Consider the following 16,715-nt stretch of genomic DNA (forward strand, 5'->3'; position numbering starts at 1 on the left):
TTTATATATTTGAGAACTCATGTAATCGGTAATTATGTAATTTTTTAATTAGTTGATAATTCAGGAAACAATGCATAGAAATTCTATAGTGTAGCGCTCGTTCCTCAGACATCTATATCAATTCAGCAAGCTAGAACCTATTAATCTAAACATATAATTTACTTTTGTTTAAAGTACCGTCAATAACGAAATGGCAGAAGTCTTGAAATCCATCTTGGCAAAGGTTTCCGAGGGCGACGAAGGGGCGTTTAAAACCCTATTTGATATGTACCGCCCAAACATTTATACCACGGCGCTCAGAGTCGCTGATAATGAGTGGATGGCGGAAGATATCGTGCAGGACACTTTCGTAAAAGTTTGGCTAAACAAACATCTGCTAACGACTATTGACAACTTCGAAGCTTGGCTATATATACTGGCTAGAAATATTACATTGAATATCGTTAAAAAACGAGATAATTATAAAGCTTACGCGCAAGAAGAGGCAAAGGCAGCTCTAATACGTATTTATCCGGAAGCTGACTACTTGTTGCAGGATAAGGAATTTAGAAATATGCTAGAAGAGGCGATAGAGCGACTCCCCCCAAAGCAACGTGAAACCTATCAGCTTATTAAAGAACAACATCTCAAAAGACATGAAGCAGCTGCATTGCTGAAAGTTTCGCCGGAAACGGTTAAGTGGAATCTTGATCAAGCAATGAAAAGCATAAGAGCATATTGCCTCGCTAAAATGAAAGATGTTCCTTTTGTTTTACTCCTTCACTTCCTGTTAAAATATTTTTAATATTTTTTTTATCTAAGCCCCCCCAAACCACTCGCCGAATTGTCATTTCAATAAACAAGCAAAGCAAAAACTGTCTTTTTTGTAAAAACAGACTTGAATAGCTGAAATTTTTGCACTTCAACTCGGTTGATAAATTGCCCTTATAATGGATTCGAACGAAAGTAGATTAAGATATCTGATGGATCGCTGTTTATCCAAACAGGAAACACTGGCAGAACGAAATGAATTGTATTCCTATTTTTTAGAAACAAAAGAGGATGACAACTTAAGCGAAGAACTCCTAAATGCTTTTTACAAAGAAAAAGAAATCGTTGACGTAGCGCCTGAAAAACAGGAACAGATTCTCAGCGCCATTAAATCACTTGAGAGCCCACGCCCTTCGGTCACACCGATGTACTGGAAATGGACAAGCATTGCGGCGGTTTTCATAGCTGTATTAGTTTCCATATTCTGGAAAGTAACGCAAGAAGAGGTAACAAGTAAGATCAAATTTGTAGCTAAAAAAGAAATAGTAAATGATAGCTTAACCGAGCCCTATCCTAAGGTGATAAGCGATCATACCCCTGCAAAGGATGTCGCCATCCTTGAATTAGCAGATGGACAAAAATTTGAGCTTGAAAAACTTAAGTTGCGGGAATCGATTGAAAATAAGGGTGTCATTATCGAGCGCTCTGGAGAAGATACGTTGAGGGTATATGCTGCATCCAATAATAGCCGGTTTACAAAACAGATCCATACGATCAAAACGCCACGTGGCGGAACATTTAAAATTGTCCTAAACGATGGTACGATAGTACATTTAAACTCCGATTCGAAGCTAAGTTTTCCAGCCGTATTTGACACTAACGAAAGGCGTGTGTCGTTCGAGGGAGAAGCTTATTTTGACGTCGCTCGGGATAGTTCTCGACAATTCGTCGTGAGCAGCCACATAGGTTTCAAAAATCAAGAAATACGCGTATATGGAACAGCTTTCAATTTGTCCGCCTATCCAGATGATGAGAATATTAAGACTACGTTAGTAGAAGGAAGCGTTAAGATAAAGGAGCTGTTAGCGGGATCGGAAGTGTTACTAAAGCCTTCTGAATTGGCTGTATTAGATGAGAATGGGCTTGCAATGGGGATTGCGAACCTAGAAATGGATCTTGCATGGAGAAATAACCTATTTTATTTTGAAAATGTACCTTTCGAAGCTGTCTTAAGGCAAATTGGCAGATGGTACGATGTCGATATCGTATATGAAAATGAATTTCAGACAAACCCGCTTTGGGGCCAGATGTCACGTAGGAAAAAATTATCTGAAGTCCTGGAGATACTGGAAAAAACAAGTCAGCTAAAATTCGAAATCAGAGGAAAGGAGGTACGCGTGATGAAGTAATACATTTACCTATTTATGGATAACCAAATCAAATTAATTCTAAAAACTAACTAACGTTAAATATGTATAGAAGTATTTTCCTAAAAAATTCCTTTAGGATCTTTTTCACCATTATTACTTTATTATGTTGGCTTACCGAGACACAAGCACAAACTAAACGTATTACTATCGACAAAAAAAACATCACATTAAATGAATTTCTGTCTGAAATTCGAAATCAAACCGGTTACGACTTTGTATTTACATCAACTAAAGTAGATTTCAGTAAAAAGGTAAGCCCAAGATTTAATAATGCTAATGTTATTGAAGCATTGAACCAATACTTTAATAGTAGCACGGGGGTAATTTATGTTTTTAAAAATCAGACGATCATCCTTATTGATGAGGAAAAGGCTGAACAACGCACCTTGCAAGGTGCCGTGATTGATGCGTTAACTAAGCAACCTATCGTAGGAGCAAATATCGTTTTTGCAGAAAAGAATATTTATACGCACACAGATAATCGAGGCAATTTTATTTTCAACGTTCCCGAGTATGCGCAAGAACTGCAAGTAAGCTATATGGGATACGATAGACAACATATACCGATTACTGCAGGTATAAACTACCAGATCGAACTTACTGAAAAAACGGAAAACATTGGAGAAGTTGTTGTAACAGGAATCTTTAATCGCAATGCAGAAAGTTTCACGGGCTCTTCCCGAACAATCTCTGCGGATGAGATTAAACAGATTTCCGTCAATAATATTTTCTCTGGAATCGCAGCAATTGATCCATCGTTTAGGATTAATGTGGACAACGTGCTGGGCGGCAACATCAACCAGCTACCAGATATTCAGCTGCGCGGACAAAATTCATTTCCAAATCTTGGAGGAGAGCTTTCGGCAGCAGCCAATTTACCGCTATTTATCTTAGATGGTTTTGAGGTAAACCTACAGCGAATAGTGGATTTGGATATGAATATGATAGCCAGTGTCACCATCCTCAGAGACGCTTCCGCTACCGCCATCTATGGTTCTAGAGGAGCTAATGGAGTTATGGCAGTAAATACTATCGTCCCTAAGCCCGGAAAGATATTCGTCAACGTTAACAACGACTTCCGGCTATCAACACCTAACCTTTCCGTATACAATTACCTGAACGCCACGGAGAAGCTAGATTTTGAAGATCGAATAGGAATGTATAACCAGTTCGAAACCGGTCAAAATTACTATCGATCCCAAGCGTTACGCAATTCTCGGCTTTCCAATATACAAAGTGGAATCGATACGGATTGGAAACGAATACCTAGTCAGGTCGGCCTTAACAACCGTACTTCGGTAAATCTGCAAGGTGGAGATCAAAATATACGTTATAATATAATGGCCGCAGCAGATTTGCAACAAGGAGTAATGCGTGGTCAAGACCGAAAAAATTATTCTGGACAGTTTGACCTTACATATTTGGTAAAAAAACTACAGTTTCAAAATTCCATTCGGGTGTATAGCAATATATCAAATGAGTCGCCCTATGGTAACTTTAGTGATTATCTATCCAAGAATCCATATTGGACTCCATACGATACTGATGGGAATGTACAACCATATTTAGAAGATCTGACGGTATGGGGTCAGTCCTTTAGACATCGTAATCCCTTGTACAATGCAACGCTAAACTCCGTAAACCAAAATAAATATTCTGGCTTTACTAACAATTTTCAAGTTCGTTACAACTTCCACAGTGCATTTTATATTGAATCGAGGTTAAGTCTTACGCAGCAACGCGGAGGAAACGATCAATTCTTTTCTGCACAGGATAGCCGTTTCGAAACCATTACGGATGTCAACCGGAGAGGTAGTTATACTGCACAAAACGACGAACAGTCCAGTTATGAAAGTTTGACAACGATAAACTATAATTTAAACAGAGGTATACACCAATGGTATTCTACTGCTGCAATCAACTTTTCTAGTTCTACTGACAGTTACAAGCGGATCGTAGCCGAAGGTTTTCCTTATGAACGGTTAGATAACTTATTATTTGCAGCACAATACCAGGAGAACGGGAGACCAACCGGCGACGAAAGTACGATAAGACGCGTTGGGCTTCTTTACAACGGAAACTATAGCTACGACAACCGTTTCTTGGCAGATGTTTCCCTTAAACAAGATGGTTCATCGCAATATGGAGCCGATCGACGCTTCGGAACATTTTGGTCCGTAGGTCTCGGATGGAATATTCACAACGAAAAATTTTTCCTTCAAAATAGCAGCGTCAACCGTTTAAAATTACGAGGAAGCTACGGTACCACAGGATCTTTAAATATTCCAGCTTATGGCGCACAGACCCGATACGGTTTTGGTGTTGGGAATATTTATTACGATGAGTTAGGTGCTGGTATTACAAATTTAGGAAACAAACTACTGACTTGGCAGAATGTATACAAACTCAACCTTGGATTAGATGTATTGTTATGGCAAGAAAAACTGGATCTAAGGATAGATCTCTATCAAGAAATCACAGCTAATGCATTGACACAAATCAGCTTAGCACCTTCTACTGGCTTTTCAAGCTATGCAGAGAATATGGGCAAAATTCAAAATCGTGGATTCGAGTTTAGTACCAGATATAAATTATTGGAAAATAAAACCAATGGCACACTATGGACTGTATTTGCAAATGGCGCCACCAATAAAAATGTACTGAAGGAACTATCTAGCCGACTTAAAGCGTCTAATGATCGTTTGAATGAAGGGAATGGAGCACAGACAGTACCCAACATTCTATTCGAAGAGGGACAGTCCGTTAACGCTATCTTTGTCGTTCGTTCCTTAGGTATTGATCCGGCTACAGGGTCAGAGATCTATCTTACCCGGAGTGGTGAACAGACATTTACTTGGAATGCTGCCGACAAGGTGGCCTATGGTATCAGCATCCCTAAATGGAATGGGAATTTCGGTAGTAACCTCATGTACAAGGGAATCGAAATGGGCGTAGTGTTTAATGCGCAATTTGGTGGCCAGCTCTACAACCAAACATTGATAGATCGTGTAGAATCCGTCAACCCGCAACTAAACGTGGACAGGCGAGCCTATGATCTGGGATGGTCTGGTCCAGGTGATGAGAGCCAATTTAGAAGAATTCAACTTAATAACACTCCTACACGTGTAACCTCTCGTTTTGTTCAGGATAATAATATTCTCACGTTGAGTTCCCTTTCTCTCGGATACAATTTTTACCAAAACGCTTGGCTAAAACGGGCAGGTATAAGATCTCTGCGCGTAGCTGCCATTACCAATGATCTGCTGCAGATTAGCTCTATAGAAATAGAACGTGGCACAAGCAATCCATTCGCTCGCACGTTCTCTCTTTCTTTTCGTTTAGGCCTATAAAAAGAACGCTATTATGAAAAAAACATATCAATATACCTATCTCATCCTACTGCTGACCCTGACTTTTGTCAGCTGTGAAAAATATCTAGATATAGCCCCCAAGTCGAGTCTTTCTGAGGACGAGATGTTCGAATCTGAGATTGGCTTTCAACAAGCGCTGGCTGGTATTTATGCAAACATGGCCAGCCGCGAGCTTTATGGGGATAGGCTATCTATGGGTTTTGTATCCGCATTAGGACAAAATTACAGCATAACCTCCACGCAGTCGCCCTTTTATTCTACATCTAGATACGATTATACTTCGGGAGAAGTCATGCTATTCGCCAATCAGATATGGAAGGCCAGTTATACAGCAATAGCAGGTACCAACAACATCTTAAAACATCTTCAAACCAATAGCAATACCCTAAATCCAGAGGCCTATGACCTCATTAAAGGAGAAACGTTAGGACTACGCGCATATCTGCACTTTGAGTTACTACGATTGTTCGGCCCAATTTACGACATCGGAGCAAGTGAAAAAGCGATACCATATCGGACTTCCATCGATCATCTTTCTACTATCCCGTCGACAACCGACGAGGTTATCCGTTTTGCTTTGGAAGATTTAGAAGAAGCAGCCGTACTATTAAAAAAATCCGACCCTATAGTTTTAGAGGGCACGGTAAATCGACAAATTAAATTAAACTACTATGGAGTAAAGGCGTTGCAAGCTAGGATAAAACTTTATAAGAACGACAAATCCGGAGCTTACAATGCTGCTAAAGAAGTTCTCGAATCTCAACAGTTCCCTTTCGTAGTGCATAGTACAGTGGGAGGCGCTCCAGCCAGCAAAGATAGGTTATTCAAATCGGAGCTAATTTTCGCCCTCCGCGTCCGTGAGATAGCAACTTGGGCAGAAGATCTCTATTTCGTGTTCAATGGAAACATAAGTACTGGGATGACACGTCCTCTAGTCGAGTTAGATCAAATATATGAGAACAGTTCGACAGATCTTCGACGTCAGAACCTTTTTGAAACTAGCGGTGGATTTACGTTTCCCTCCAAATTCTGGCAGACCAACACGGGTACATTAGCCCAAAATCGCTTAGATCAGCTTGTCCCTTTGATACGTATTTCCGAAATGTATTACATAGCAGCTGAGACGGCCGAAACGCCGACAGAAAAATTGGAATACCTCAACAAGGTAAGACATGAAGGTCGAAATATCCCAATTTTGAATCCAAATAATCTCACCGATGAATATTTACAAAATGAGATAACCAAGGAATATCAGAAAGAATTTTACGCGGAGGGTCAATTATTTTATTATTATAAAAGACTGAAATACGACCAGATAATGTTTTATAACGGTTCTGTAAGTCCAGCGATATATCGGCTACCTATACCAGATGATGAATTAGAGTTTAACCCAAATTATTAAAGAGTATGTCCATTAAAAATATCATAGTTGTTTTTATTTCTTTATTCGCCTGGCTTGTTTCCTGTTCTAGAGACGAAATTATGTTTTATGAAGGACCGGATGCAATTTCGATTTATCGCGAACAATACGCTGCAGATAGTGTGAACTACTCTTTTGCATTTAAATTGGGCACTATAGAGAAAGATACCGTTTGGGTAAATCTGCGCTTGCAAGGTGCTAAAAGGTCTTACGATCGCTGGCTACAGCTGTCTGCTGCCGCAGGGACAACGGCGACAAAAGGAGTTGAATACGAATTGCCGTCCATTACTTGGCCGGCTGATTCCGTTACCCTAAAATATCCAGTAATTCTGCTTCGTTCTCCAGAATTAAAAAGGAGCACCAAAACTTTAATCGTAGCGCCTATGCCAAACGAACACTTTACTGTAGCAGCTTTAGGGCAGGAAATCGGCAATTCCTTCAGTATTCCGGCTTTTAAAATACATATCAGTGATTTTTTAGCAAAACCAGCCTATTGGGATAATCTTTCAAATAGTTACGGCTGGGGTAGCTACAGCGAAGTGAAATTTCAATTTATGTTAACGGTTTACGGCATTAGCGATTTCTCCCAACTTACAAGCTCTGAATTACTGAACACACGTCTCCGGTTCCGGAAAAAACTGCAAGAATATGTAGCAGAAAACGGTCCGTTGATAGACGAGAATGGACAGAACGTTAGTTTTTAGAAAATGAATTTTATGAAAATTTGTATTTATATATGTTTCGCAGCCTTCCTACTATTGTTCGGCTGTAATAAGGATAAACCCGAATTTAATCCAGATTTGAAAACCGTAAGCGGTTTTAAAACCACTTTCCCGCTGGATTCTACTATTGTTATATTCCAGCTGGATACGGTGCGGATTAGTCCAGAAATCGAGGGGCTAGAACCTCAGAAGAGCTACTCGTATGAATGGATACTGTTCTCGAACAATATGCCACCGGAGGTTATATCTACAGAAAGAAATCTAAATGAACCGATTGGTGCAAAGCCTGACGACGGATATTATCTGTCGTTTTCTGTCATCGACGATCAAACAGGTGTTAAACATACCGTACGGAATTACGTAACCATTCAAGGTGCTTTTTATGAAGGATGGCTCGTAGCCAATAACGTAGGAAATCAAGGTCGTTTGTCGTTCATCCGGATGGATGATGAAGTTTTTATGACTCCGTTGGAAGATATCAATCACCAAAAATACCCGGGTAAAGCTGTAGCAGCAATCTCGGCAGTAAATACTGGATTCGGTGCAGAGGAATCTCTAAACCAGATTCTATATTTTAACGATGCCGGACTAACCATATTCAACCCGGATGATTTTGTACAGATCACAGATCTGAACGAATCATTCTACGACCGCATCTCATTCACTTCCAAACCATATTTTGATGGCACACCATTGTTGACAGATTTACACTTAATTAATGGTGGAGATTTGCTTATGGCAGCGGGGCCGTTTAACCCAGGCTATACTCCTGCCCGTAAATTTTCTGATCGTATTGAAGGTGATTACAGTTTGTTTCCATTTTCATTCCCAGGCGAATTCATTACTGCCTATTATTACGACAACCTGAAAAAACGGTTTTTGACCGCCGCTTATAATACACGTTCAGTCTATGTAGCTAATAAGGCCAATGGAGCAACTCCCGGAACGGATGGCTACTTTAACATGAACAATGTTGGCAAAACGATGATTGCGGCTGACTACACACGAGGATATGATTATCTTAGTTTGATGCGGGACGACAACGGCTATTATATCTATTCGTTTAATATCAATACTGGTTTTAGGTCAAGTTTCTATAGAAGTTTGCCACAAGTCCCAGAAGTCGACGATTTGAGAGGATTTACCGCTTCAGGAGCGTTTCGTCACGCATATTATGCATCAAGAAATAAAATTTATCGAATCGATGCTAGTTCCGGTGCAGTAAGTCTGATCTACGAGTTTCCTTCTGATAGGGAGATATCTGATCTAAAAATGTTTAAACTAAAGAATCGCAGTTACATACAGCTTGCGTCACTTCAAGAACAACATAACAAACTATTGGCAATAGCTTTAAATAATGGAGAAAAGGGAGAAGTGCATTATATCTATCTAAATAGTCTTGGAGATTTGGACACTTCCCGAAAGCCAAAGACTTTTACTGGATTCGGGAATATCGTTTCATTAGATTACCGAAATCCAATATAGAATATCTGAATCCACAGTCAATTAGACATCAAGGTTTAACATTTCAAAAAGTTAATAATAAAATGAAAAAAGCAACTTTAGTAGTTGTGATGATGATGTTGGTTGCATTTTGTGCTGAAGCACAACGGCCACACACAACTAACCCTATGAAAGAGCATTTGGAAGCACTAAATGCTATCAAGAATGCTGATTCCCTTCAGAAAGAACTAGACAGACTAACGACGGGCGAGCAAGAAGACGACCATCTTATCGCTTATCAATACTTTATTAAAAATGCAGATCAAGAACGTGCAGATAAGCTGAAAGCGGTTATATTACAAAAATTTCCGCGAGGAAGTATGGCAAAGCAGACTATGATTGAGAAAATAACTGGCGAACCTGATCTCCTCGAAAGGGATCGCTTATTCTCGAAAATGGCGGAAGAGCGCCCAGATGAAGAGTTTGGTTATTTGCCCTTTATGATGGCACAAGATTTTGCAAATGTGGGTAACGAAGCTAATATGACAAAATATGCAAATATCTACGCAAGGTCGGCTGTAGATGGGAAAGGAAACCCGGTAAGCAAAGAGTTTATTTATAGTCTGGTTGCCGAAGGAATGATCCGTACGAATCCCGATATCGCAGCGAAATATCTGAAGGGTGGTATGGAAGAGAACAAAAAATCACTCGATCAAATGTTAGCGGAAGGTGGATCTGATTCAAATCTTTTAAAGCGAGCTAAAAGTAATTATTACAACGCCACGAATAGCTACGTTGATGCTCTATTAAAAGGTAGTGATCCTGAAAAAGGTTATGTAATTGCTGCCGATATGTATAAAAAGTTAAAATCGGATCCGACGGAAGAACGATCTCTTTTTTTAATTAATAGAAAATCAATATATGTATGCATTGCTATATACAAACCGTTTCAAAGAAGCTTTTCCATTCGTGGAAAACGCGTTGCTTTCGGGTTCCACTTCACAAGTGATTACAGATCATTTAAGACAGACCTACTTGGCAGCAAACGGGAGCGCAGACGGATTTGATAGTTTTTACGAAGGTTTGAATCGGGTTGAAGATGAGCGAGTTCAAGCAGAGGTTGCTAAACACGCTATTAACCAAATTGCACCAGATTTTGAGTTAAAAGATGTAGATGGAAAGACAATCAAACTTAGTGACTTAAGAGGAAAAGTCGTCGTTTTGGATTTTTGGGCAACATGGTGCGGCCCCTGTAAGGCTTCTTTCCCATCCATGCAGATGGCCGTTGATAAATACAAAGACGATCCAAACGTACGCTTTCTTTTTCTGCATACTTGGGATAAGGGGAGTACAAATCCAACCAAAGATGCAAAAGATTACGTCACAGCCAACAACTATACTTTCGATGTGCTGATGGATCTCCGAAACCCGGAAACCAAACAAAGTTCAACTGCTTCTGCATACAAAGTGAGTGGTATCCCGGCAAAATTTATTATTGATCCGCAGGGTCAAATTCGTTTCAGTGCTTCAGGTTTCTCGGCTGATGCCAAAAAAGCGGTAAAGGAGCTTTCCGCAATGATTGAATTTTCTAAAAAAGGATAAAGGATGATATTTTTAAAGATAAAGCAAGTTATAGGGACAATTTTATTGGTTGCCATAACACTATGTTCCCAAGCGCAACAATTTAGGAATAATATGGTCGAAATTACGCAACCTTTTGTTTCCGCCGCCGATTCAATTATTTCATTAAAAAAATTCGGATCACTAGATCAGCTGAGGGAATCAATTGCAAGCCCAAAAGCCACTCATGTTAAATTAGCCAAACCTGCAAAAAAGAAGCTCACTTCACCAGCGATTTACCAAAAAGCTTTAGCTTCTACGGTAATTGTCGGCAGTGCTTATCTATGCCCGCGTTGTTCGAATACACATGTTAACAATGCTACAGGATATATTATTGGCGAAGAGGGTATTGTTGTTACTAACGCGCACGTCGTAGATGGGTTTGTTAACATGACGGACGGAAATAAACCGCTTGCGTTACTCGTACGACTTTATGATGGACGTAGCTATCCCGTCGAGAAAGTGCTCGCCATATCAGAACTGGATGATCTCGCGATTTTAAAACTAGCAACGAATGGCGAAAGATTCCCTGCTCTGGGGCTGTCTGGTGGAGCATCTATCGGAGAAGATGTCTACGTACTAGGGCACCCGAGAGGCATGTATTACTTTTTTACTAAGGGGATTGTCAACGCCAAATTTCAAGATCAAAATAATCATCCGCAAAACAACAAACTATATGACGTAATGGCCATATCGGCAGATTATGCAGCAGGTGCTAGTGGCGGGCCAGTATTAGATGGATATGGCAATATCGCAGGTACCGTTTCTAGTACAAAGACGATACAATACAACGATCCAGGGAAAAGTGTGCAAATGGTCTTAAAAAATACTATCCCAGTAGAGTCCCTGTCGAAATTATTAGAAAATCTTCGAGCAGGTGTATCCAACAACGGAAATAGCGTATCATTTTTGGATAGCCAGGTAACTCCGCCCTCACCGGATATGATTAAACCAGTCGATCAGGCGGCCTCAAAAACAAAATATAGGGATGAGATGGTTAAAAAGCCTGCAGCAGATTTTTCACTGAAAAACATGGAAGGAAAAGTAGTGAAGTTGTCGAATCTAAAAGGAAAAGTAGTCGTGCTAGATTTTTGGGCAACATGGTGTCAACCATGCATCCGCTCCTTTCCAGGCATGCAGGCGGCGGTAGATCGTTATAAAAATGATCCGGAAGTGGAGTTTCTCTTTATTGATTGTTGGGAGAGAGGTGAAAATTACATGGATCAGGTCAAATCTTTTATAAAACAGAATGGTTATACATTCAACGTATTATTTGACGAAATGGTTGACGCAAATTCATCTATAACAAAAGCCTATGGCGTGGAAGGAATTCCTAATAAAATCATCATTGATAAAGAGGGATACATCCGATTCCAAACTGCTGGAAGTGGAAGTGACATTGAGAAAATAGTAAGTGAAATTTCTACGAAGATAGAGATGGTAAAAACGCTAAATAAATAGAACCTATCTCTATTTGTCGCCGATAGAAAAGACAACTGTGTTGCACGCTAAGAAATGCATAGGTATGGTAATAACTTTATCATTTTGACCTTCGTTCGTAGATCTGAAGACTAGTGATGCAGACATTATGTTTTATAAATTACTCGACGCGATACCCGTATAGCATTTCCATTGATTAGCATTTCAGTGTTCATCGATGAAATAAAATGGTTAAACCGGCAAGCTTCTTAATCAGGGTACGCTTGCTGGTTTACTTATCTTGTAAAATTTCAAAAATTTCATGTAGGCCATGTATTTCGGTTCGTTAAGATAGCGGACCTTATTTATCCTAATAGTCATGTTTTAGGAGGTCAACACTCAAGTATACTCTAGAAACACATCGAAATCCGCCCCATGCTTTATAAGTTGCGGTGTAATCTTATCCTAGCTAGCTACCCTGCCATAGTTTTACCTCTTGAATATCGAAGGGAATCTTGAGCATCTTGAATAATGAAAAAAAATTCTCAAACTCTTGATGACTTGAAGCTTTTTGCGAACTATATTTTAACGATGTATGAGGATTTTTGAAGATCGCGTTTAAATCGAAGTAAATCACGATTTCTTTAAAAATTTGTAGCCCCGAGCAGAATTCACTTTTCTATAATGATTTTCTACTGGTAATATAGTGTTAGGAAATGCTAAAATTTTATGGCTTCAATGGATTTTAAGAATTCATAGCTTAAGTCAAATAATAATTTATGACATGAGATAAAATTGTATGAGATTCTGTATGATATTTCTTATTTTTAAGAACAAAAACCAACTAACCTAATGGCGGCAGAAAAAGACAGAAAGATTACATACAATACTTTGATAAAACGTGTGTGGCGAGCTGATAAGGATGAATCCCCTTTTCATGATATAACGAATACACTAGAACATGTAAATAAATTAAAAACGTTAGATAAAATGTTTAACCTGAAAGGTGATCGATTTTGTTTTCTTTCATCATTAGACATTGACAAAAATATAGTCACAGGATTTTTTAAAAGTGCAAGACACTCATTCAGACCGAGTTTAATTGATAGTAAAACAGGTCTTGAGAGAAAAAGTCCAAAAACTATTACGGAAGGCGAGGTCGAAAAAACACATTTTTTGATAAAAATTACTTTGGATGAAGTCTTTCTCTTGGTAGAAACCAACGGACATGGTATCAGCACTAATCAGATAGTAGAATACATTGATAGGTTTACAAAAAAGTATGTAGAATCGATCGGAAAAAAGAAAGGCTATTCTATAGTATTTTATAAAATTGCAAAAGACAATTTTATCGATGAAGTAAATGCTCTTAAAAGGGTTAAAATAGCAAAGGTATACTTTGATAAGCAACTTTTAGGAAGCGATTGCTTGAACTTTTCAAATAGAAGAATATCATTACAGAGAGACGTAGAATTGACTACGCGAGCAAAGAAACAAGAAAACATTAAAGAAACGGCACTTGATTTTTTTAATGCCTTTTCTACAGATGAGAAGATATCGAAGGTCAGAGTTGAAGGAACTAATGAAAGCGATGGCAAGGTCGTGATTGACACGTCCTTTATCGAAAAAATTAGCACAGAGTCTGTCTCCCTCAATCCAACTACTGGCGAGGTTATATCAACTGAAATTATCACGATTCTTAAATATCTAAGCGAGGAATTAGAGTAGATGTGGATATTAATAGTATTAGAATATTTTAAAATCACGAAGCTTCCATCACTGGTAACGAGCTTCTCAATTGCAATCCTTTTAACAGGATCGATTATTTGTAGATTAGGTGTTAATATATTCTGGTATATGGAAAAATTCATCGATAACTCGATTAGCACTTTAAGCTTACTGGTAGGATTTACTGTTGCAATTTTTACACTCTTAATTTCAGCTAATAACTCAAACATCGAAGAGATTAAATTTCAGTATCTCAAGGGCGTGACACTATACGGCTCTGAAGTCAGTCTGTATAAAAGTTTGTTAATCAAAATGTCTTACCTCATTTTCATAGAAAGTCTGTTATTGCTTTTTAACTTGTTATACCCTTTTTTCTTCTCTCAACAATGTCCCACATACGCGGGCATTGTTGGGCTGTATTTTAGCATCTTCATTCTCATTCATATTATAACGAGTAACATCTCAAATATTCTCGACTTCTATTTTATTCTTACCAAAAAATAATATCCATTATTCGTCTGCAAGATTATATATTTCTCTAGAAAGGCCAATGATCCTCGAGCGGATTTGGACTATATAGGTCATCAGGAAATCTTTCATTCCACTCCTGATTGTAATAAGTTAAAGTTTCCTCGTCTAATAAATACGAATGCTTAAACACAAATTCCGAAATCTGAAGTTTTATATCTTCGTCACCTAGAATCCTGCTTATTTGTGAGTTTTCTAAGCACGCTACGATAAGATTTGACGCTTGCTGAGATGAGTACATATCATATTTTTTCAGTCTTTCTAATTCCCTTCTGGTGGTTGCAAAATTTTGACTATTTACAAGGTTTGATATTATTTCATCCTTTTCTTGCTCTACCTGTAGAGACAACTTTGGATATTTTGCCTTGAAAAACGAAGTTAAAGATCTATAGCATGTGATTTCTCCAATTGTATGTTCAGTATATTCAAGCTCTAGAAATGGATTTATCGCTTGCTTATCTAATATGGAAAAATAATCTTTATCATTCGCAACAATATGTAAGTCGTCAAAAAGATCAGAGTTGTATAATATTATTTCCCAATTAATCGCGTCACCATAACTACCATTCTTGCCAGGCGGATTCCCTAAAACAACTCTTCGCTTTGCCTTTTCATAAAGGTCGGCCGAAATATCTAAAACTTTTGCGGCAAGAAACAACTCCTTGATCACTAAATCTGCCTGAAGGTTTTTGTTACGAATTTGAGAGCTCGAATACGTAAGTAATTCTTTGTGTAGAGATTCAACTTGTTGCAACATTTCTTTTAAGGTATTATAACCATCATATTCTTTGCAAAATGCTGGGTAATCACCGAACTTAAATTTTTCATTTATTTGTTTGGTAGCCTTACCAAAAACAGGTAAGGCTACCATATATCAAAAGTTAGACAATGACAGAAAGATCGAAACAATCATTATTAAAGATTGGGATGAAATTTGGCTAAGGGACTGCTTAGCTTTATCAATGGTAATAAATTGGTAAAGCCTATTTATTTTCCAATGTATTGCGATTATCGGTATAGATGGAGCTACTTCAAGAAAATAAATACGCTTTCAAGAGAAGTTATAACCACATTTATGGATAATGCTATAATTGATATTCCATTGATATGGGATGGTGGAAATTTAGTTAGCAACGGGGAGTATGGACTATTAACATCGAAGGTTATTGAAGATAATCCAACATTTAATCGCTACTACATTGAAAGAATTATTGAAGACTATCTCGATGTGAAACCTGTGATTATACCCCGCCAAAAAGAAGATGTAATTGGACATGTTGATGGGTATGCGTCATTTATTAACAAGAAAACACTCGCGATAAGTAAATATCCCAATATGGCGTTCCTTCAAGAAGACAATGTCTATTTGGAAGAGTTAGTCTCTCAGGTCCAAAATAGTGGGCTTGAAACCATACGGGTTTTTGACAGACCAGTAGATCAAAACATTAGATGTAACTGTAAAAAGAAAAAACGAAGCGGTTGCTATTCAGTATCAAAAGGGATCTACATTAATAATTTAATACTGAATGATACTGTTATACTTCCCCAATATAGTTTGCCTACTAAAAGAGAAACAATCTTCTACAATCAAGCCAACAGGGAAATCTACGAGCATGCGGGATACAAGGTTGAATCTGTTAATTGTGATTTGCTATCTCAATTTGGCGGGTCATTGCATTGCTTAAGCTATACTCATTAAATAACTAATTAGTATTATATAAAAATATATTAGTAACTTTGGGTAATAAATAGGGTATTTCATGATTGATAACGAGGTCGCAAAGAATTGGATTCTTTTAAATTCTGAAATTAGAATTTTAGAGGATGCTTACGAGAAAGTAGATTATTTAGACCGTTACGAATTTCTGTACGAGCTTGAAGATTCTATGTTTTTCTCATTCTATCAAGACAAAATTCTTCGTGATTACTATGCATTCAAAAATTCTAAAAATCTTAAAAAGTCAATAAAAAGAAAACTCCAAAATCTTTACTGTATAAAATATAGATGTAAAGTACAAAGCCTAAAAAATTACATCATTGATTTCAGGGCAAATATCAAGCTATTCGTTTCTACTACTCTTTTCATTAATAATGATGATGAATCTGGTACTAATTTATTTCCTGCATATAAACTTATTAAGTTATCTATTTCAGTTAAAAATAAATTAGCCATTCATGAAAAATATAATACTAGACTCATTAAACAACCTTCTTTCTAAAAAGAGAGTGCCAAAAGATATTAGAGAGGAATTGTTGATATTAAAAAAAATTGTAGAATCTTCTA

The 16,715-nt window shown here is 37.9% G+C and carries 13 protein-coding genes; 12 read left to right on the plus strand and 1 reads right to left on the minus strand.

What is annotated here, in order from left to right:
* Window positions 1-190 precede the first annotated feature (190 nt).
* The 10 genes from ACFSQ3_RS04525 to ACFSQ3_RS04570 all read left to right on the plus strand — a co-directional run bounded on the left by ACFSQ3_RS04525 (window position 191) and on the right by ACFSQ3_RS04570 (window position 13,903).
* Window positions 191-784 (plus strand): RNA polymerase sigma factor, encoded by a 594-nt coding sequence (locus ACFSQ3_RS04525; protein ID WP_380867924.1) that lies wholly within the window; start codon window positions 191-193, stop codon window positions 782-784.
* A gap of 145 nt (window positions 785-929) precedes the next feature.
* A complete protein-coding gene (locus ACFSQ3_RS04530) occupies window positions 930-2,159 on the plus strand; it encodes a FecR family protein (protein ID WP_380867927.1) in 1,230 nt (409 codons plus the stop codon).
* A 62-nt stretch (window positions 2,160-2,221) separates the two neighbouring features.
* Window positions 2,222-5,530, plus strand: a complete 3,309-nt coding sequence (locus ACFSQ3_RS04535) for a SusC/RagA family TonB-linked outer membrane protein (protein ID WP_380867929.1) — start codon at window positions 2,222-2,224, stop codon at window positions 5,528-5,530.
* 13 nt (window positions 5,531-5,543) lie between these two features.
* Window positions 5,544-6,953 carry a RagB/SusD family nutrient uptake outer membrane protein gene (locus tag ACFSQ3_RS04540; protein WP_380867931.1) on the plus strand — a complete coding sequence of 470 codons (1,410 nt, stop codon included), beginning with the start codon at window positions 5,544-5,546 and terminating at the stop codon, window positions 6,951-6,953.
* A 5-nt stretch (window positions 6,954-6,958) separates the two neighbouring features.
* Window positions 6,959-7,675 carry a DUF4843 domain-containing protein gene (locus ACFSQ3_RS04545; protein WP_380867932.1) on the plus strand — a complete coding sequence of 239 codons (717 nt, stop codon included), beginning with the start codon at window positions 6,959-6,961 and terminating at the stop codon, window positions 7,673-7,675.
* 3 nt (window positions 7,676-7,678) lie between these two features.
* Window positions 7,679-9,178 carry a PKD-like family lipoprotein gene (locus ACFSQ3_RS04550; protein WP_380867934.1) on the plus strand — a complete coding sequence of 500 codons (1,500 nt, stop codon included), beginning with the start codon at window positions 7,679-7,681 and terminating at the stop codon, window positions 9,176-9,178.
* Between the two features lie 62 nt (window positions 9,179-9,240).
* A complete protein-coding gene (locus ACFSQ3_RS04555; RefSeq protein WP_380867936.1) occupies window positions 9,241-10,203 on the plus strand; it encodes a hypothetical protein in 963 nt (320 codons plus the stop codon).
* Window positions 10,172-10,738, plus strand: a complete 567-nt coding sequence (locus tag ACFSQ3_RS04560) for a TlpA family protein disulfide reductase (protein WP_380867937.1) — start codon at window positions 10,172-10,174, stop codon at window positions 10,736-10,738. Before ACFSQ3_RS04555 ends, ACFSQ3_RS04560 begins: the two co-directional genes overlap by 32 nt.
* Before the next feature lie 3 nt (window positions 10,739-10,741).
* Window positions 10,742-12,217: a trypsin-like peptidase domain-containing protein gene (locus ACFSQ3_RS04565; RefSeq protein ID WP_380867939.1), complete on the plus strand. Its 1,476-nt coding sequence runs from the start codon at window positions 10,742-10,744 to the stop codon at window positions 12,215-12,217.
* 810 nt (window positions 12,218-13,027) lie between these two features.
* Window positions 13,028-13,903, plus strand: a complete 876-nt coding sequence (locus ACFSQ3_RS04570) for a hypothetical protein (RefSeq protein WP_380867941.1) — start codon at window positions 13,028-13,030, stop codon at window positions 13,901-13,903.
* 538 nt (window positions 13,904-14,441) lie between these two features.
* Here ACFSQ3_RS04570 and ACFSQ3_RS04575 read toward each other — a convergent pair.
* Window positions 14,442-15,302, minus strand: a complete 861-nt coding sequence (locus ACFSQ3_RS04575) for a hypothetical protein (RefSeq protein ID WP_380867942.1) — start codon at window positions 15,300-15,302, stop codon at window positions 14,442-14,444.
* Between the two features lie 63 nt (window positions 15,303-15,365).
* Here ACFSQ3_RS04575 and ACFSQ3_RS04580 point away from each other — a divergent pair, with 63 nt between their 5' ends.
* The gene (locus ACFSQ3_RS04580; protein WP_380867944.1) at window positions 15,366-16,130 is read left to right on the plus strand and encodes an agmatine deiminase family protein; all 765 of its coding nucleotides are present in this window, start codon (window positions 15,366-15,368) and stop codon (window positions 16,128-16,130) included.
* 61 nt (window positions 16,131-16,191) lie between these two features.
* A complete protein-coding gene (locus ACFSQ3_RS04585; protein ID WP_380867945.1) occupies window positions 16,192-16,650 on the plus strand; it encodes a hypothetical protein in 459 nt (152 codons plus the stop codon).
* Window positions 16,651-16,715: the final 65 nt, after the last annotated feature.

It is taken from the genome of Sphingobacterium corticis (genome assembly GCF_042684745.1).
GTDB lineage: Bacteria > Bacteroidota > Bacteroidia > Sphingobacteriales > Sphingobacteriaceae > Sphingobacterium > Sphingobacterium corticis.